Origin of the sequence: Roseburia yibonii (assembly GCF_014297335.1) — a bacterium.
GTDB classification, from domain to species: domain Bacteria; phylum Bacillota; class Clostridia; order Lachnospirales; family Lachnospiraceae; genus Roseburia_D; species Roseburia_D yibonii.
This window is the reverse complement of the sequence record NZ_JACOQH010000004.1, coordinates 242,359-260,900: the sequence shown is the minus strand read 5'-3', so window position 1 is coordinate 260,900 and position 18,542 is coordinate 242,359. Positions and strand designations below refer to the sequence as shown.

General features: G+C 47.5%; 14 protein-coding genes, 2 tRNA genes, 1 rRNA gene and 1 riboswitch. Of the genes, 16 read left to right on the top strand and 1 reads right to left on the bottom strand.

The features are described 5' to 3' along the window. The 8 genes from H8Z76_RS07895 to H8Z76_RS07860 form a co-directional block, all read left to right on the top strand. Positions 1-113: ribosomal RNA gene (locus H8Z76_RS07895) — 23S ribosomal RNA — on the top strand; the annotation flags it as partial. A gap of 140 nt (positions 114-253) precedes the next feature. Then, positions 254-328, top strand: a tRNA-Pro gene (locus tag H8Z76_RS07890). Positions 329-339: 11 nt separating this feature from the next. Continuing rightward, a tRNA-Met gene (locus H8Z76_RS07885) sits at positions 340-413 on the top strand. Between the two features lie 284 nt (positions 414-697). After that, on the top strand, positions 698-1,357 hold the full coding sequence (locus H8Z76_RS07880; protein WP_186982164.1) for an ECF transporter S component: 660 nt from the start codon (positions 698-700) through the stop codon (positions 1,355-1,357). A gap of 119 nt (positions 1,358-1,476) precedes the next feature. Further along, on the top strand, positions 1,477-2,283 hold the full coding sequence (locus H8Z76_RS07875) for a type III pantothenate kinase (protein ID WP_186982163.1): 807 nt from the start codon (positions 1,477-1,479) through the stop codon (positions 2,281-2,283). After that, the gene (gene coaBC / locus H8Z76_RS07870; protein WP_022515867.1) at positions 2,277-3,467 is read left to right on the top strand and encodes a bifunctional phosphopantothenoylcysteine decarboxylase/phosphopantothenate--cysteine ligase CoaBC; all 1,191 of its coding nucleotides are present in this window, start codon (positions 2,277-2,279) and stop codon (positions 3,465-3,467) included. The genes H8Z76_RS07875 and coaBC overlap by 7 nt, the downstream gene beginning before the upstream one ends. A 76-nt stretch (positions 3,468-3,543) precedes the next feature. Then, positions 3,544-4,188 (top strand): hypothetical protein, encoded by a 645-nt coding sequence (locus tag H8Z76_RS07865; protein ID WP_186982162.1) that lies wholly within the window; start codon positions 3,544-3,546, stop codon positions 4,186-4,188. A gap of 16 nt (positions 4,189-4,204) precedes the next feature. Then, the gene (locus tag H8Z76_RS07860; RefSeq protein WP_022515865.1) at positions 4,205-6,316 is read left to right on the top strand and encodes a transglycosylase domain-containing protein; all 2,112 of its coding nucleotides are present in this window, start codon (positions 4,205-4,207) and stop codon (positions 6,314-6,316) included. Between the two features lie 95 nt (positions 6,317-6,411). Here H8Z76_RS07860 and H8Z76_RS07855 read toward each other — a convergent pair whose 3' ends face one another. Then, the gene (locus tag H8Z76_RS07855; RefSeq protein WP_022515864.1) at positions 6,412-8,082 is read right to left on the bottom strand and encodes a formate--tetrahydrofolate ligase; all 1,671 of its coding nucleotides are present in this window, start codon (positions 8,080-8,082) and stop codon (positions 6,412-6,414) included. Positions 8,083-8,137: 55 nt separating this feature from the next. Then, positions 8,138-8,220: riboswitch (ZMP/ZTP riboswitch) on the bottom strand. A 139-nt stretch (positions 8,221-8,359) separates the two neighbouring features. Here H8Z76_RS07855 and H8Z76_RS07850 point away from each other — a divergent pair. From H8Z76_RS07850 to H8Z76_RS07815, 8 genes are all read left to right on the top strand, one after another. Then, entirely contained in the window at positions 8,360-9,052 is a 693-nt protein-coding gene (locus tag H8Z76_RS07850; protein WP_186982161.1) for a hypothetical protein, read from the top strand. A 144-nt stretch (positions 9,053-9,196) separates the two neighbouring features. Next, positions 9,197-10,969, top strand: a complete 1,773-nt coding sequence (locus H8Z76_RS07845) for an LTA synthase family protein (protein WP_186982159.1) — start codon at positions 9,197-9,199, stop codon at positions 10,967-10,969. A gap of 5 nt (positions 10,970-10,974) precedes the next feature. Further along, on the top strand, positions 10,975-13,467 hold the full coding sequence (locus tag H8Z76_RS07840) for a YfhO family protein (RefSeq protein WP_186982157.1): 2,493 nt from the start codon (positions 10,975-10,977) through the stop codon (positions 13,465-13,467). Positions 13,468-13,525: 58 nt separating this feature from the next. Beyond that, complete coding sequence (locus H8Z76_RS07835; protein ID WP_022514790.1) at positions 13,526-13,768, top strand: hypothetical protein; 243 nt, start codon at positions 13,526-13,528, stop codon at positions 13,766-13,768. A 419-nt stretch (positions 13,769-14,187) separates the two neighbouring features. Next, on the top strand, positions 14,188-15,591 hold the full coding sequence (locus tag H8Z76_RS07830) for an ABC transporter substrate-binding protein (RefSeq protein WP_186982155.1): 1,404 nt from the start codon (positions 14,188-14,190) through the stop codon (positions 15,589-15,591). Positions 15,592-15,702: 111 nt separating this feature from the next. Beyond that, positions 15,703-16,602, top strand: coding sequence for a carbohydrate ABC transporter permease (locus H8Z76_RS07825; RefSeq protein WP_022514792.1), 900 nt, complete (start codon positions 15,703-15,705; stop codon positions 16,600-16,602). Between the two features lies 1 nt (position 16,603). Continuing rightward, the gene (locus H8Z76_RS07820) at positions 16,604-17,491 is read left to right on the top strand and encodes a carbohydrate ABC transporter permease (RefSeq protein ID WP_186982153.1); all 888 of its coding nucleotides are present in this window, start codon (positions 16,604-16,606) and stop codon (positions 17,489-17,491) included. 86 nt (positions 17,492-17,577) lie between these two features. Further along, complete coding sequence (locus tag H8Z76_RS07815) at positions 17,578-18,537, top strand: family 43 glycosylhydrolase (RefSeq protein ID WP_186982151.1); 960 nt, start codon at positions 17,578-17,580, stop codon at positions 18,535-18,537. Positions 18,538-18,542 lie beyond the last annotated feature (5 nt).

Genomic DNA, 18,542 nt, shown 5'->3' with positions numbered 1-18,542 from the left:
CCCTTCCCTAGAGGAAGTAAGACCCCTGAGAGAGTATCAGGTAGATAGGGCAGAGGTGGAAGTGCGGCAACGCATGGAGCTGACTGTTACTAATCGGTCGAGGGCTTGACCAAGAAACACTTGGCGAAAGCTGAGTGAAAGGATGATTGAGGTTAGTGTTTCTGGTCGTTCGATGGACGAAGGACATCGGACTTCCGAAAGAAGGTTGAACGTTTTTCAAGGTCTGTGTGAAATTTTGAATGTACATCGAGGCCGGGGTGTGGCTCAGCTTGGCTAGAGCGCCTGGTTAGGGATCAGGAGGTCGCAGGTTCAAATCCCGTCACCCCGATTACAGATTATGGCGAGATAGCTCAGTTGGCTAGAGCATACGGTTCATACCCGTAGTGTCGAGGGTTCAAATCCCCCTCTCGCTACTATAGTAAGGATAAAGACGCATGTCTTTATCCTTTTTTTGTAATGGCGACGAGGAAAATGGATACCGTGCTTGCACAGGCATCCATTTGACGACCGCTGATCAGAGACGGGATGCGCTTCGTGTATCCCGTCTCTGTAATGGTAGAATGGTAGTTGAGGAAAATGGATACGATTTATTGCGCGGGAATCCGGGATAGAACCTTGCAGGAAGACAAAAGATGTGATAAAATAAGCGCTGTATTGTATCTCGATTACGAGAATAATAACAGGAGGAAAATTGAATATGAGAAATCAGAAAACCTATGAAATGGTGCTGACAGCGTTGTTTGCAGCAATCATTGTGATCATGGCGTTTACGCCGTTCGGTTACATACCGCTCGGAGTGATCAACGCGACGATTATCCACATCCCGGTTATTTTGGGCGCATTGTTTTTAGGACCGAAGATTGGGGCATCACTGGGCTTCATTTTTGGACTGACCAGTATGTTAAAAGCAACATTTATCGGAGGAACGGTTTCATCCTTCGTATTTTCACCGGTTCTTGCGGCAGGAATCGAAGGTGGAGCAGGAGCAGTAAAGAGTGTGCTGATCTGCTTTGTACCGAGAATCTTAGTCGGAGTTGTTCCGTACTATGTATTCCGCCTGATTCGTAAGTGCATCAAAAAGGGATCAAGATCTATCGGATTTGCAGTTGCGGGAGTGAGCGGCGCATTAACCAACACGATCCTTGTCATGGGTGGTATTTATCTGCTGTTTAAGGACAGCTATGCAGAGGCGATCGGCATATCTGCAAAGGCGGTACTTGGAATTGTTATGGGAATCGTAGGAACGAACGGTATCCCGGAAGCACTGGTTGCCGGTGTGATCACAGTGGCGATCGGAGAGGTACTTTATAAGATCAGACCGATCCCAATGACTGAAAAAGCCGGAGCAAATAATTAGAATATTAGAAAGTGTAATGTAATATAAATAGGAAATCAAGTAGACGAGACAGAATACAATGAAGATCCCGCAGGAATCCCCTGCGGGGCTTTCTCTAGTAGATTAAAGTGAGGAAAATTATGATTCTTGCGGTTGATATTGGAAATACCAACATAGTGATCGGATGTATTGACGATCAGAAAACATATTTTGTAGAACAGGCAGCGACAGATATAGCAAAAACAGACTTGGAATACGCCGTAGAGTTCAAAACAGTACTGGAACTTTACGGGATTGATATGAAAGAGATCCAGGGCGCCATCATATCTTCAGTGGTGCCGCCGCTGGTTAATGTGATAAAACGTGCAGTTGCAAAGATTGTACATGTAAAACAGCTGGTAGTCGGACCGGGGGTCAAGACCGGATTAAACATCTGTATGGATAATCCGGGGCAGGTCGGCAGTGATCTGGTCGTACACGCAGTGGCAGGAATCCGGGATTATGGCGCACCACTGATCGTGATCGATCTTGGAACAGCGACGACGATCAGTGTGATCGATGAGAAGAAAAATTATATCGGAGGAATGATATTCCCGGGAGTGAAGGTATCACTGGAGTCGCTGGTAAAACAGACTTCACAGCTTCCGCGTATCAGCCTGGAAGCACCGAAGCGTACGATCGGGAAAAATACGATCGAATGCATGAAAAGCGGGATCGTTTATGGGCAGGCGTCCTGTCTGGACGGAATGATCGACCGGGTGGTGGAGGAGATCGGAGTTTTACCAACGATCGTTGCGACGGGAGATTCGGCAGGCGTGATCGTACCACACTGTAAACATACGGTGCTTGTGGATGATGAACTCGCACTGAAGGGACTTAAAATTATTTACGATAAAAATAATGTAGAAGAAAATACGCACAGACAGAAGGGTGGTTGCTCATGTTAGAAGGAAAACACATTGTGCTTGGAGTAACAGGGAGTATTGCGGCATATAAGATCGCAAATCTTGCAAGTATGTTAGTAAAGGCAAAAGCGGATGTTACGGTGATCATGACAAAAAACGCGACGAACTTTATCAATCCGATCACTTTTGAGACGCTGACCGGGCATAAATGTCTGGTAGATACGTTTGACCGGAATTTTCAGTACAGCGTAGAACATGTATCACTCGCAAAGCAGACCGATGTGTTTCTGATCGCGCCGGCATCTGCAAATGTGATCGCGAAAGCGGCAAACGGGATCGCGGACGATATGCTTACGACGACGCTTCTTGCCGCGAAATGTCCGAAGATCGTTTCACCGGCAATGAATACCAATATGTATGAAAATCCGATCGTACAGGACAATATAAAGAAACTGGAACATTACGGAATGGAAGTGATCACACCGGCAAGCGGTCATCTGGCATGCGGGGATGATGGAGCCGGGAAAATGCCGGAACCGGAGATCCTTTTTTCCTATATCGAAAAAGCACTTTATCCGAAGGATCTTTGCGGAAAGAACGTGCTTGTGACTGCGGGACCGACGCAGGAAAAAATGGATCCGGTGCGCTATATCAGCAATCATTCGACCGGAAAAATGGGATACGCGCTGGCATCGGTGTGCGCCATGCGCGGAGCGAAGGTGACGCTCGTTTCCGGAAAAACAGCGCTTGCGCATCCGCTTTTTGTAGATACCGTGGATGTCGTTTCGGCGAAAGATATGTATGAAGCGGTAACAGAGCGCTTTGCAGGGCAGGATATCATCATAAAGGCGGCTGCGGTCGCGGATTACCGGCCGAAAGAAGTTGCGCAGGAAAAGATAAAAAAGAAAGACGGAGCGCTCTCGGTTGAGATGGAGCGCACGGATGATATTCTGGCATACCTCGGAGCACATAAAAGACCGGATCAGTATATCTGTGGATTTTCGATGGAAACGGAGCATATGTTAGAAAATTCAAGGGCAAAGCTGGAACGGAAAAAAATCGATATGATCGCGGCGAACAACTTAAAACAGGATGGAGCCGGATTTGGTACAGATACCAACATTGTGACACTGATCACAAAAAACAGTGAGGAGGAACTTCCAAAGCTCAGCAAGCAGGATACGGCAAACCGCATCGTGGATGAGATCATACGGCGGATGAAATAAGAAAATATTAAGAAGCATGTAATTGCAACCGTATATAAAGTATGCTATGTTAAGTAGGTATTTTGGAGGAAAATGTATGGAAAAGAGAAAATTGCGGATGAGGATCGTAGAAGCAACAGTTGCTGTTCTTGTCATAGCGGGAATTATTTTTTGCATACAATCAGACAGCAGATCCGTGGCAGAGGTAAAAGATACCTATGTGATGGCAGTCCCATCCGGAGAACGTAGCAGTACGACCTATCTGTTTCATTTCAATGTAGAAAGAAAAACGTATTCCGAGGAAGCGCAGACTGCGGATATGGATCCGATCGTGCTTAGTTCCGGTTCGTATACCTGTATGGAAAAAGACGGAGCAGGGATTCTTACAGCCCGGGCGGACAGTGGAGAAGAACAAAAGTACCTGCTGGATGGAAAATATCTGATCGGACAGAGCTGTTTTTATAAAGGAATGATTCCGGATACGGATACGTTTGAAGCTGTCTGCACATACACGGAGGATACCGGTCTTTACCATAAGATCATGTTTCATGAAGACGGAACCTACGACGAAAAAGTGGGAAGCGCCGCGGATATGGAAGATGAGGAAAAGCTGGCGGCCGCGCACGGCAGTTACCGGCGGGATGGAGACAAGATCAGGCGTGAGACGGATGATGGCAGCCGTCTGATCGATTTTTTGGTTTATAACGGGAAGATCACCAATTCTTATTATACAGCAGACTAGGGAGCGGAGTGAGGATATGGCTAAGAAGAGAAAGAAAAGAAAAAGAGAATCTTATCTGGAGCAGGTGATTTATGCGCATGAGAATGGAGAGGACGCGTCCGGCGGATATGTATTCCGTCTGATCGGCGGGTTTATCCTTGATTTCTTCCAGACCGTCTGGATGATCATCAAGTGGCCGATCCTTGCAGCCTGTGCGCTTGGGATCGCAGCCTGTGTGTTTGTATTTTTCAGATATGGAAAAGAGATCAATTCCTTCCGTGAGTTTGCGGATGAGTGCGTGGACAACAGCACGGAGGACACGTTTAAGATCTTTGAAACGACCTATATTTATGACAAAGACGAGACGATGATCGCAAAACTTTCGGAAAACGGCGATTCCAATTATCTGGTATATGATGATATCCCAAAGGATGCGGTCAATGCGTTCGTAGCGGTGGAGGACCGGAATTTCTGGACCAATATGGGTGTGGATTTTAAGGGAATCGTGCGTGTCAGCATGGACTACCTGCTTTCAAACGGAGATGAGGTGGCAGGTGCGAGTACGATCACGCAGCAGCTGACAAGAACGGTATTTTTGAGCCGTGAGGTTTCGGTGGAACGTAAGATGAAAGAGATGATGATCGCGATCCGTCTTACCAAGAAATACACCAAGGAACAGATCATGGAGTATTACATAAATGACGCATGCTTCAGCAACGGTATTTACGGTCTGGAAGCAGCATCCCAGGCATACTTCGGCGTGAGTGCCAAGGAGCTGGATCTTTCCCAGATCGCGTATCTGTGCGCGATACCGAACCGCCCGACCTACTATGATCCGTACGATCATCCGGAGCGGGCGTTGACGCGAAGAAACAAGATCCTTGATGATATGTGCAAAGAGGGGTATATCACCCAGGAAGCCTGCGATGCGGCAAAAACAGAGGAACTTACGGTGCGTACGGAAAAGCAGGCGGTCGGATTTTATAATTACGAGACGACCTATGCGCTTAACTGTGCGGCGGAATATCTGATGAAGCTGGACGGATTTGATTTCCGTTATGAATTTGACAGTCAGGAAGATTATGAGAATTATGAGCAGCTGTATGAGGAGCAGTATGAGCTTGAGAAGGCAAATCTGTACTCCGGCGGCTACAAAATCTATACGGCACTGGATACTACAAAGCAGGAGGCGTTACAGGAGATTCTGGATGATGAACTGTCGTTTGACCGGGAAGTGAATTCGGATTCCGAAATTTACGCGCTTCAGGGGGCAGTGACGGTGATCGATAATGACACCGGTAAAGTGGTAGCAATCATCGGTGGACGTTCGCAGGACAGCATTTCTTCGACCTACAGTTTAAACCGCGCGTTTCAGAGTTACCGTCAGCCGGGAAGTTCCATCAAACCGCTGATCGTGTACACACCTGCCATGATGCAGGATTATACGCCGGATTCCACGGTATATGACATTGATGTAAAGACAGCGCAGAAGAAAGGCGTGGATGTTTCAAGCCTGACCGGAGCGTCGATGAGTCTCCGCAGTGCGGTGGTAAACAGTAAGAATGGATGTGCATATCAGGTATTTAATGATATCGGACCAAAATATGGTCTGTCCTTTGCAACACAGATGGAATTTGACCGGATCGTTCCGGCGGATTATACGCTCTCAGCCGCACTCGGTGGTCTTACTTACGGTGTGACGACGGTGCAGATGGCAAGCGGATACGCGGCGCTGGTAAATGAGGGAGAATTCCGGACACCGACCTGTATTACATCGATCGTGGATGATAACGGGGATGAGCTTTATAAGGAGGATAAGGCAGTTCCGGTTTACAGCAGCGATGCGGCGGCGGATATGATCGATATCATGAAAGGTGTTATCAAATCGGGAACCGCGGCAAGTATGAAGTGGTCTTCTTCCTCCTCGTTGGCAGCTGCAGGAAAGACCGGAACTACGAATGAGAGTAAAGATGGATGGTTCTGTGGAGTGACACCGTACTATACCATTTCGGTATGGGTCGGTTATGATACGCCAAGAACGCTTGACAGTCTGCGCGGAGGTTCATATCCGGCATCTATCTGGAAAGACGCAATGCTTGAAATGACAGATGGAATGGATGAAGATGTGGATTTCCCATATGCGGAATAAATGAAAGAATAAATAGGCAGAAATGAATAAAAAAGAAAGTTCTGACTCGCAGGAGACAGAACTTTCTTTTTGCTATCGTAACGGGATAACACGGATTAGAATAATCCGGTGATCTTGCCGTTTTTGTCAATATCGATATTGTTTGCGGCAGGAACTTTCGGCAGTCCCGGCATGGTCATGATCGCACCGGTGATGACAACGACAAAGCCGGCACCTGCATTGACATAGACATCCCTAACATTGATGTTGAAACCGGTCGGACGGCCAAGCTTTTTCTGATCGTCGGAGAAGGAATACTGCGTTTTTGCGATGCAGACCGGCAGATTTCCGAAACCGAGATCGGTCAGTTTCGCAAGCATACGGTTTGCCGCCGGTGCGTAGGTGACATCGTCTGCACCGTAGATTTCGGTCGCGATGGTCTTGATCTTGTCCTTTAATGGCATTTCATCCGGGTAGAGCGGTTTGAAATTGCTTTCTTTTTCCTCTAAAGTCTTTAATACTTTTTCAGCGAGTGCCTTTCCGCCTTCGCCGCCTTTTGCCCATACTTCGGAGAGCGCGAACTCGCAGCCTCTTTCTTCACAGAAATTTTTGATAAATTCATATTCTGCTTCGGTATCGGTGACAAAGGAGTTTAAGGTTACCACGATCGGCACACCGAATTTCTGCAGATTTTCGATGTGTTTTTCCAGGTTGCAGATACCTTTTTTGAGCGCATCCAGATTTTCCTCGGACAGATTTGCCTTGTCAACGCCACCGTTATATTTGAGCGCGCGGACAGTTGCAACTAAAACGACGGCATCCGGTTTTAAGTCTGCCATACGGCATTTGATATCCATGAATTTTTCCGCACCGAGATCTGCACCGAATCCGGCTTCGGTGATCACGATATCAGCAAGTTTTAATGCGGTTTTGGTCGCTTTTACACTGTTACATCCATGCGCAATGTTCGCGAAAGGGCCGCCGTGGACAAATGCGCCGGTGTGCTCTAAGGTCTGAACCAGGTTTGGCTTGATGGCGTCTTTTAAGAGGGCAGCCATGGCACCGACAGCCTGAAGATCTTTGGCAGTGACCGGATCTCCGTTGTAATTGTAAGCGACGATGATACGTCCAAGACGTTCTTTTAAATCATCCATGTCAGTTGCAAGGCAGAGGATCGCCATGATCTCGGATGCAACGGTGATGACGAAATGATCTTCACGCACGAAGCCGTCTGCTTTTGCGCCGAGTCCGACAACGATGTTGCGCAGCGCGCGGTCATTCATGTCCATACATCTTTTCCATACGATCTGTCTGGTATCGATGTTAAGTGCGTTTCCCTGCTGGATGTGGTTGTCGAGCAGAGCAGCGAGCAGGTTGTTCGCGGATGTGATGGCATGGAAATCACCGGTAAAATGCAGATTCAAATCCTCCATCGGAACGACCTGGGCATAACCGCCGCCGGCAGCGCCGCCCTTGATGCCGAAGCATGGTCCGAGAGAAGGCTCTCTTAACGCGAGCAGGGTTTTCTTTCCAAGTTTGGTCAGAGCATCACCCAGTCCGATGCTTGTTGTGGTTTTTCCTTCACCGGCAGGTGTCGGGTTGATCGCGGTCATTAAGACCAGCTTTCCGCTTTCATTCTTTTCGGCAGCCTGGCAAAATTCGTTGGAGAGTTTTGCTTTGTACTTTCCGTAAAGTTCAAGGTCATCTTCTGTGATGCCGTACTGTGCAGCGACATCTTTGATATGGAGCATTTCCGCTTCCTGTGCGATTTCGATATCTGTTTTCATCTTGGTACGTCCTTTCTTTTGCGTAATCATTAAAAAAGGGCAGCTTCATAAAATATGAAGTTGCCCAGACGGTCGGCTGTTATCATACCTGACCACACAGTGTTATTTCACTTTTTCCCGTCAGTAATCAGGTACTATTTACATTTATCATAAAGCGGGGCGTTTGTCAACTGTTAAAAAGTTTTTCTGAAAAAAGCAGGCGGACGGTTAAGAATCGCTGTGGAATGACCGAAATAATATCTGTAAACATCATAAGAAAAAAGTGGGAGGTTATATTATGCAGGTATCAAGCAGTTCCTATGCTTCATTATTAGATTACATCAACAGCCAGTCTGACGATACTTCATCCAAGGGCCTTGGAAAGGCAGGCGGGATCAGCTCGCTGTTACAGCAAAACTGCGTGGCATCCAATCCGGTTCTGACAAAGATGTCCCGTGAGGCGGAGAAGTCCGGAATATATAAATCTACAGTGACCAATACCGGATCCGTATTAAAATATCTTGAGACACTGACCGATAAAAGTTCGGATTCTGTTTTTTCCAAAGCGGAAGCAGACGGAAATACCGACGAGGCAGTGACGAAGATCGGAAGCCTTGTGGTAAGTTATAATAAGATGATCTCGAATCTGTCGGAAGAGGGCGGAAAAACAAACAAAGCATATCTGAAGTCTCTGTTTTCCACATTGGAGAATGCCAGCGGACAGTTAAAAAAGATCGGGATCACGGTAAAGAGCGATGGCACCTTAGAGACGGATTATGCCACACTCTGTGACGCGGATGCCGCGGATCTCAAAGAAGCGTTTGGAAGCGGATCTTCTCTGGCACAGGCACTTACAAAGACGGTCGGAGAGGTAAACAGTGCTTCTGCAAAGAGTTCCCATCTGGCGCAGATCTACAGCACGGCTTACAGCAACAGCGGAAGCTACAGCCAGTATGATTATATCAAACATCTGTATAATACTCTCGCATAGCGGGAAAAATAACTGAAAAACAGGCAAAAGGTGCAGCGTAAAAAGGCGTAGAAGCGTTCTTTTTAAGTTGCACTTTTTTTGTAAAGTATTATAATGAGGAAAGACTGCGTAATGCAGAAAAATGAAGTAGTAAGAGGATGCACGATGAAAAAGAAAACAGGCAGTGTGATCCGGGCTGTGGGGATGTTTTTGTGCCCGGTCACGATGTATTATCTGATGGAAGCGTTTCATATGAATGCGTTTGTTATGACGAGATGGAGAGCGCAGCTTTTAAATATTGTATTTTTTGAACTTTTGATGCTGGTGTTATTTCTGGTGACCGGAAGACTTCGGATCGCGCTGATCGCGGAAACGGTACTGGCACTTGCCGCAGGGCTTGCCAATTACTATGTGCTCTCGTTCCGCTCCAATCCGATCGTCCCATGGGATATTTTCTCCATCCGGACTGCGGCGAGCGTGGCAGGAGAATATGATTATGCGCTTGGGGCGCGCCAGGTGCTTACGCTGCTCGGATTTGCGGCGCTGATCGTGGCAGAGTTCTTTTTTATGCGTATTGTGATAGACAAAAAGAAAGTCTATAAGCGGATCGCGGGAGCAGCCGGTGTGGCGTGTCTGCTTGTCGGTTTTACGAGAATGCTCTGGAGTGACGCGATGGTAAACCGGTTTCATTTATATCCGTTTTTGTTTACGCCTGCCTATATGAGCCAGGCGGATGGCTTTGCGGTCACATTTCTGATGGATTTAAAGTATCTGACGGTGGATAAGCCGGAAGGCTATGATGCCGCGGATGCGAAAGAGACATTAAAGTCCTATGAAACAGAGGAAAAGGACGCAGAGGAAGGGGAGCTGCCGAATGTGATCGTCATCATGGACGAGGCATTTTCAGATCCGGCGGTGCTTGGAGACATGCAGACAAATGAAGATTATATGCCGTTTATCCACAGCCTGCAGCAGGGGGCGGATCATACGGTGACTGGTTATCTGAATGTGTCTGTCAAGGGCGGAAATACGGCCAATACCGAGTTTGAGTTCCTGACCGGAAATACCATGGCGTTTCTGCCATCGGGCAGTATCCCGTATCAGCAGTATATCAATGGGGAGATCCCGTCACTTGTTTCCTATCTCGACGGGCTTGGATACGATACCTATGCCATGCATCCGTACTATGCGACCGGATGGAACCGGGATAAAATTTATCCGGATCTCGGATTTTCGCACGCGTATTTTATCGATGCGTTTACGGCACCGTCCTATGTGCGCAAATATGTGGATGACGCGTCGTGCATGAAAAAGATCATAGATATCTATGAAAGCAAACAGAAAGGACAGCCGATGTTTCTGTTTAATGTGACCATGCAAAATCACAGTCCCTATACCGAGGCGTATCCGAATCTGACCCAGGATATTTCCTTAGACGGGGTAAACGCGTTCGCGCTTTCGCAGTATCTGTCACTGATCAAAAAAAGTGATGCGGCACTCGAAGAACTCGTAAACTATTTTGCTGCGGCAGAGGAACCGACCGTGATCGTGTTCTTCGGAGATCATCAGCCGACGGATTCCGTGGTACAGCCGGTGCTTGCGTTAAATGGCATGAGCTATGACACTCTGAGTAAGGATGAGGAGGCAAAGCGCTATGAGGTGCCTTATGTGATCTGGGCAAATTATGACATCAAAGAAGGGCAGAATGAAGACACAAGCGCCAACTTCCTCGCGGCAAAGGTTTTAAAAACAGCGGGAATCCCTCTGTCAGATTATGAAAATTATCTGCTCGATCTGAGTGAAAAGCTGCCGGTCATTTCGGCGGAACGCATTGTGGATGCGGATGGAAATGAACAGACACTTAAGACGTCAGAGGAACTTAAGGAATATCAGAAACTGCAGTATTATCGGCTGTTTGACGCTGGAAAAGGAGAATAGGTCGGATGAAACAGTGGATTGACAAACAGATACACGCAAAATATACGCCGTATGTGCTGGCGTTTTTGATCCCGTTTTTGGTCATGGCAGCCGTGTGTGCCGGTCATGGGATTTACCCGTTTGGGGAGAACAGCTTTTTGCATATCGATATGTATCATCAGTACGCTCCGTTTTTTATGGAGTTCCAGCGCAAGCTGAAAGCACATGAAAGCCTGATGTTTTCCTGGAATCTGGGGCTTGGCTCTGATTTTGTGGCAACGTTTGCCTATTATCTTGCAAGTCCGGTCAACTGGCTGGTAGTCTTTTGCAGTAAGCAGCACCTGATCGAATTTATGACGGTACTTGTGCTGCTAAAGATTGCCTGCTCCGGTCTGTTTTTCGCGATCTATCTCGGACGGCATTTTAAGGACAACAGCTATCTGGTGACGTTGGTATCCATGTTTTACGCGCTTTCCGCATACATTTCCGCTTACAGCTGGAATATCATGTGGTTAGACTGTATCATGCTCGCGCCGCTCATCATTCTGGGGATGGAGCGTCTGGTCTTCGAGAAAAAGGGTGGAATGTACGGGATCCTGCTTGCTGTTTCGATTTTATCCAATTATTATATTTCCATTATGATCTGCATATTTTTAGTGCTGTATTTTGTTGTCATGCAGATCGAGCAAAAGAAGCTGGATGTAAAGAGCTGCGCGCGCTTTTTCTTTTATTCGCTGCTTGCGGGAGGAATGGGGGCGGTGTTACTGATCCCCGAAGCGATCGCGCTTGGATACAGCGGTTCCGGCGGCTTTCATTTTCCGGAAGACTTTTCCTGGTATTTTTCGGTTTTTGATGAGCTGGCAAGACACTGCATGGGAGTTACGGTCTATACGGGCAGCGATCACTGGCCGAATCTGTACTGCGGTGTGGCGGTACTGCTCCTTTTGGTGTTATACCTGTTAAACCGGGAGATCCCGCTTAAAAAGAAGCTGATCCGCATGTTGGCGCTGATCTTCTTTTTGCTTGCTTTCGCGAATAACTGGCTGGATTTTATCTGGCATGGCATGCATTTCCCGGACAGTCTGCCGGGGCGTCAGTCCTTTTTGTATATGTTTGTCCTTCTGACCGTGGCGTTTGAGGAACTGCGCAGATTAAAAGGAAACCGGATCTGGCATGTGGTCGTGGCAGCAGTGGCATGTGGGGCATTTTTCGTCGGCTGTGCGCTTTTTGTGGATCATGAAATGGTATCCATGGACGCGATTCTGATGACGGCAGTGTTTTTACTGGCGTATACCCTGTTACTGGCGATCGCGCGCATGGCGGGAGCATATCGGAAAATCTGCTTTTGCATGGCGTTCTTTCTTGCGGTTGCGGAAACCGGGGTCAACATGGATCTGACCGGGGTAGTTACGACAAACCGTACCCAGTACACGGCACACTGGGAGGATTATGAGGCGTTAAACGCCAAGGCGGCAGAGCAGACCGACGGATTTTACCGGATTGAAAAATGGGACCGGATGACCAAAAATGAGTCGAGTCTGACCGGATACCGTTCCGCGTCGCTGTTTTCCTCGCTTATGAATTACAGTGTCGGAACGTTTTACCGGGAACTCGGTATGGAGGGCGGAAAAAACTATTACTGCTATAATGGCGCGACACCGTTATTGTCTGCCATGCTGTCGGTAAAATATATGTTTACGACAAGTGCCAGTGAGGAAAGCCCGCTTCGGAAGCCTGCCGGAGAGAGCGGCGGGATATATATGTATGAAAATAATTATGTACTGCCGCTTGGTTTTACCGTGCCGGAAAATCTTGAGGATGGATGGGACTTTACGGAAGGAACGGCGGTTCTTGCGCAGAATGTCCTTGCGCGCAGACTGGGGGCAGGTGAAGACCTCCTGGACGCGATCCCGGTTGAGAAGACGGACGGGGAGACAGTGATCACGGTCACAGAGGACAGCTATGTTTATGCAAGCTATGGAAGCCGCATGGCAAACACGATCACGGCGGACATCGGCGGAAAGCGCAAAACGTTTACAAAATGCAGCCATGTGTATCTTTTAGATCTCGGCTGGTGCAAGGCAGGAACTGAAATAAAGCTCACCTGCCCGGATGTGTCGGATCTGATGATCCAGGCACAGGCATATAAACTGAATTTTGACAGTTTAAATGCGGCATACGATACATTAAACGCCCAGACCATGACGCTGGATGAGATGTCAGACCGGTGCGTCAAAGGACATATCGATATGCAGACTGCCGGGAAACTGGTGTTTTCCATTCCGTGCGAGGATGGCTGGACGCTGTTTGTAGACGGAAAAGAGACGGATAAGGAACAGTTTTTAAACAGCCTGATCGGTGTGACATTGGAGGCGGGCAGCCACGAGATCGAGCTGCGCTATGAGACGCCGGGACTGAAAGAGGGAGCGATGATCTCTGGCTTTGCGGCGGCGGTCTTTGGCGCGGTGACGATCGTTCTATATTTAAAAGAGAAAAAAAGAAAAAAGAACTCGTGCTGACAGCGGATGTATGATATAATGTAAATAAGCAATTTACAAAGGCAGGAGGTATTTTACAATGAAGATGGAAGAGATTTTAAAATTACAGATCGCAGACCTTGATACAGAGATCGAGGATTGCAAAAGGGATATCAGAGAACTTTGCGATGAAGCAAGACAGCTTTCCAAGGAAGAGGATAATCAGCGTCTCATGGATCATCTGGACGGATTGAACCGCAGGATCACTGCAGTGCGCGCAACCTGTGACGCGCTTCAGGTAAAACGTTCCGATTATCAGTACCTGCTCAATCAGGGCGAATAATTTGAATTGATACAAAAATATAAAATATTTCAAAAAAATCTATAATATAATCCACATGGAACTCGAAAAGGAAGAAAGATGCGAGGCTTCGTGTGGATTTTTTTTCGAAAAAAAGCGAAAATCCGGAACCTGAATACATTGTATTTGTTTAGAAGAATGTGAAACTTTTGACAAAACATAAATATTTTAAATAAAAATAAAATAATTCAGAAAAAATATTGACATACATATGGTGAAGTAATAATATATACATGGAAAGAGGAAAAACAGAAAGCTAAATATGCAATATGCACAAAGCCAGACGGAGAATTGGAGAAGAACGTTTGGGAAAATAGCAAAAACTGCGAACTTTTTCTAAAGTAATTTAAGAGGTACATACAGTACCATGGGTGTCAAATGTATTTAAAGGAGGAAAAGAAATGAAAAAGAAAGTCCTGAGCGCACTGATGTGTGCAACAATGCTCGCAACGATGGTTTCCGGATGTGGTTCCAGCGCGTCCGGCAAGACGGGAAGTTCCGGCGGGGATGACAAAGACAGCGTAAGCGAAAGCGGTACCGAGGAATCGACCGAAGCGGAAGCCATTACAACGACAGCAGGAGATGAGAACGGTACACACATGGAGATGTGGTCTTTCGTGGAACTGCACAATACGTTTTACGCAGACATGGTTGAGAAATGGAATGCGGAGAACCCGGATCGCACGATCTATGTGACGTTTACCACATATCCGTATGCGGATATGCATGACAAATTACTCATGTCATTGCAGGCGGGAACAGGAGCACCGGACATCTGTGATGTCGAGGTCGGACAGTTCCCGAATGTGGTAGCCGGTGAAGATACCTGGTTATATCCGTTGGATGATGCGATCGCACCGTACAAGGATACCATGGTTCAGTCCAGACTGGATACTTACGCATCCGGCGGACATTACTACGGCGCACCGTTCCATGTAGGAGCAACCGTTATGTATTATAACGCAGCGCTGTTAGAGCAGTATGGAATTGACTATACACAGATCAAGACCTGGGATGATTATACCGCTGCAGGTGAGAAGTTAAAAGAAGCCTCCAACGGAGAAGTTTATATGACCTCGGTAGATACCGGAAGCGTTGACTGGATGTGGCTTGCAATGGCAGAGTATGGCGATGACTGGACCGGAGGAGAAGACGGTACGGCAAATGTACAGCTCGAATCGGTAAAGAACATGATGACCATGCAGCAGCAGTGGCTGGATGACGGCATTGCGGAAGTATCACCGGACGGACACGTCGATCTGGAAGCCGGTTTCCAGAATATCCTGGATCATAACATCGCTTCTTTCCCGAAGGCAATGTGGTACATGAGCAGATTCTTAAACTATATGCCGGAAGAAAAAGGCAACTGGGCGTTAGCTCCGTGTCCGGTATTTGAGGAAGGACAGTCCTGCTCGGTAGGTATCGGCGGAACAGGTACCGTTGTTACACAGCAGGCTTCCGATCCGGAACTTGCCGCAGATTTCCTCTGCTACGCAAAATGCTCAACAGAAGGTGAAAAACAGATCTGGGAACAGCTCGGATTTGATGTCTGCAACACAGCAATGTGGACGGATGAGACGATCACACAGGATCAGAACAATCAGTATATCTCTTTCTTCCGCACCAATCCGTTCGATGTCTTAAATGAGATCAAAGATGATATCGGAAAGATCAGTGTTGTAAAGATCAGCCCGACGATCAACGAACAGATGTGCAATATTACGTTGAATGAAGTGCTTGAAGATGGCATGGATGTGGATGAGGCTCTGCAGGAAGCGCAGGATACGATTTCACTGGAAGAGTAAAAGATAAGGAAAACTTTGAAAAAGGGTGCCTGGGCGAAAGGCTCTGGCGCCCTTTTTTTAGAAACAGGGAAGAGGACTCTGTTTGACTGCATGAAAGAGGTGGAAACTAAAATGAAGAAAAGAAGCAGTATCCTGTATTCGAAAAAGGCGGCGCCGTGGATCTTTATTCTGCCGTTTTTACTGAGTTTTTGTGTGTTCTGGATCTATCCGCTCGGAAGTACGATCGTTATGAGCTTCCAGAAGATCGAACCGGCCAAGACATCGTTTGTCGGATTTGAAAATTATACCAAATTACTGAAAGATACAGCGTTTCACACAGCGGTGGGAAACAGCTTTGAGTATATGCTTTTGACCTGTCTGATCCTGATCCCGTTACCGATGTTATTTGCGGTACTGATGGACAGCAATCTGGTAAAGGCAAAAGGATTCTGGAAAGCAGTGCTTTATCTGCCTGCGCTCACATCCGTTGTGATTTCAGGTACCTTATTCCGCCTGATGTTTTCGGAATATGATACGGGTCAGCTGAATGTGCTGATGAACGCGCTTGGGTTGGAGTCCCAGAAGTGGCTGAAAATGCACGGGACCGGAATGGGCGCGCTGGTATTTCTGGCCTGCTGGCGCTGGACGGGTGTCAATATGCTCTACTTTTTGTCAGGACTGAAAAACATAGACAAGGGACTGTATGAGTCGGCGGATATTGACGGTGCGTCAGCATGGCAGAAGTTCAGATATGTAACACTGCCGCTCTTAAAACCGACGACGATCTATGTGCTCACGATCAGTATCTACGCAGGTCTTGCGATGTTTTTGGAGAGCTTTATGCTGTGGGCAGGAAATTCCTCACCGCACAACATCGGACTTACGATCGTAGGCTACTTATACCGCAGAGGGATTGAGAAAAATCAGATGGGTTACGCGTCCGCAGTAGGACTGGTATTGCTTCTGATCGCGCTGTTTATCAATGTGATCCAGCTGATCTTCAGCGGAACATTCAAAAAGGAGGAGGACTAATATGGCAGATCTGGCAGCAAAGAACAACGGCGGGAAAATGGGCATGACGGCAAAACACAGAGTGTTAAGTGTGATCAGCACAGTCTTTTTCGCACTCCTCAGCGCGCTTATCATATTCCCGGTACTGGCAGGATTTCTTGCTTCTTTCCGGCCGGGTAAGGAACTGATCCGAAAAGGACTGTCCCTTCATCTGGATTTTTCGGAAATGAGCCTTGCGAACTACAAGTATCTGTTTGCGGGAAACGCGGACTCTGTGAAATATTTCACATGGTTTAAAAACAGTCTGGTGCTTACTTTTGTGACGGTGGTATTGACACTGATCATCTGCTATTTTATTGCATATGGATTTTCCATGTACGAATTTAAGGGAAAGAACTTTTTGTTCTTCCTCGTGATCGCGACGATGATGGTACCGTTTGAGATCTTAATGCTTCCGCTTTATAAGGAGATCATTTCCTTAAAACTGATCGACAGTACGGCAGGCGTGATCCTTCCGGGGCTTTGCGGCGCGTCTACGATCTTTTTCTTCCGCCAGTACATGCGCGGACTTCCGAAAGAGCTTTTGGACGCGGGACGTATTGACGGGGCGACGGAATTTGGTATCTGTATCAAGATCATGCTTCCGATCACAAAACCGGCATTCGCGTCCATGGCGATCCTTAGCGCGATGGGTTCCTGGAACAATCTGCTCTGGCCGATGCTGGTATACCGGAGCGCGGATAAATTTACGTTACCGATCGGATTAAATACACTGCTTACGCCGTATGGAAATAACTACGATGTACTGATCGCGGGATCCATGCTTGCGATCGTTCCGGTGTTTGTGGTATTCCTCTGCTTCCAGAAATACTTTATTGACGGAATGACAGCAGGAGCAGTCAAAGGTTAAATATCCTCTTTCTCATAGAAAACCAGGGAGCTTCCCTGGTTTTCTAAAACACAGTGAAAATGAGAAGAAAAATATGAGGTGGAAATATGGAGAGGGAAAAACAACTCGAATACAACAGACCGTGGATCTTGCAGCGGGCAGATCCTTATGTATACAGACATACGGACGGCTGGTATTATTTTACGGCATCGGTACCTGCCTACGACGGGATCTGCCTGCGCCGGGCAAAAACACTCGCGGAGCTGCCGGAGGCAGAGGAAGTGGAAGTGTGGCATAAGCATGAGAGCGGGATCATGAGTGAACATATCTGGGCGCCGGAGCTGCATTACCTGTTCGGAAAATGGTATCTCTATTTTGCAGGCGGAGAAAAAGAAGATGTATGGAAAATACGACCGTATGTCTTGGAGTGCGCGGATGAAGATCCGCTTGCGGGAACCTGGAAAGAGCTTGGAATGATGAAACGGGCGGATGAGGATGAGTTCTCGTTTACCGCGTTTTCGCTGGATGCGACCGTATTTGAAAATAAAGGAAATTACTATTATGTCTGGGCGGAAAAGGTGGGAACCGGCAAACAGATCTCCAACCTTTATATTGCGCAGATGGAAGCACCGGATCGGTTAAAGACAGTGCAGGTACTGCTTACCACGCCGGATTACGACTGGGAACGGATTGGTTTTTGGGTCAATGAGGGCCCGGCGGTGTTAAAGCGGGACGGAAAGATCTATCTTACCTATTCCGCAAGCGAGACGGGGATCTGTTACTGCGTCGGAATGCTTTCTGTGGATGAGGATGCGGATCTTTTGGATCCAAGACAGTGGAAAAAGGAGCGTTATCCGGTGTTAAAGACCGATGAGTCGCTTGGGATCTACGGACCGGGACACAACTCGTTTACCCGGGACGAGGCGGGAAATGATGTTATGATCTATCATGCACGGACAGAGCGGGAGATCGTGGGGGATCCGCTCTATAATCCGAACCGGCACGCAATGGTGATGCGTGTGCGCTGGGATGAGGCGGGGCGGCCGCTGTTTTCGTATGAAACTTAAAGGAG

Coding starts and splice junctions, on each gene's coding strand:
- H8Z76_RS07880 (WP_186982164.1), top strand. CDS start 698: ATGAGAAATCAGAAAACCTATGAAATGGTGCTGACAGCGTTGTTTGCA.
- H8Z76_RS07875 (WP_186982163.1), top strand. CDS start 1,477: ATGATTCTTGCGGTTGATATTGGAAATACCAACATAGTGATCGGATGT.
- coaBC (WP_022515867.1), top strand. CDS start 2,277: ATGTTAGAAGGAAAACACATTGTGCTTGGAGTAACAGGGAGTATTGCG.
- H8Z76_RS07865 (WP_186982162.1), top strand. CDS start 3,544: ATGGAAAAGAGAAAATTGCGGATGAGGATCGTAGAAGCAACAGTTGCT.
- H8Z76_RS07860 (WP_022515865.1), top strand. CDS start 4,205: ATGGCTAAGAAGAGAAAGAAAAGAAAAAGAGAATCTTATCTGGAGCAG.
- H8Z76_RS07855 (WP_022515864.1), bottom strand. CDS start 8,082: ATGAAAACAGATATCGAAATCGCACAGGAAGCGGAAATGCTCCATATC.
- H8Z76_RS07850 (WP_186982161.1), top strand. CDS start 8,360: ATGCAGGTATCAAGCAGTTCCTATGCTTCATTATTAGATTACATCAAC.
- H8Z76_RS07845 (WP_186982159.1), top strand. CDS start 9,197: ATGAAAAAGAAAACAGGCAGTGTGATCCGGGCTGTGGGGATGTTTTTG.
- H8Z76_RS07840 (WP_186982157.1), top strand. CDS start 10,975: ATGAAACAGTGGATTGACAAACAGATACACGCAAAATATACGCCGTAT.
- H8Z76_RS07835 (WP_022514790.1), top strand. CDS start 13,526: ATGAAGATGGAAGAGATTTTAAAATTACAGATCGCAGACCTTGATACA.
- H8Z76_RS07830 (WP_186982155.1), top strand. CDS start 14,188: ATGAAAAAGAAAGTCCTGAGCGCACTGATGTGTGCAACAATGCTCGCA.
- H8Z76_RS07825 (WP_022514792.1), top strand. CDS start 15,703: ATGAAGAAAAGAAGCAGTATCCTGTATTCGAAAAAGGCGGCGCCGTGG.
- H8Z76_RS07820 (WP_186982153.1), top strand. CDS start 16,604: ATGGCAGATCTGGCAGCAAAGAACAACGGCGGGAAAATGGGCATGACG.
- H8Z76_RS07815 (WP_186982151.1), top strand. CDS start 17,578: ATGGAGAGGGAAAAACAACTCGAATACAACAGACCGTGGATCTTGCAG.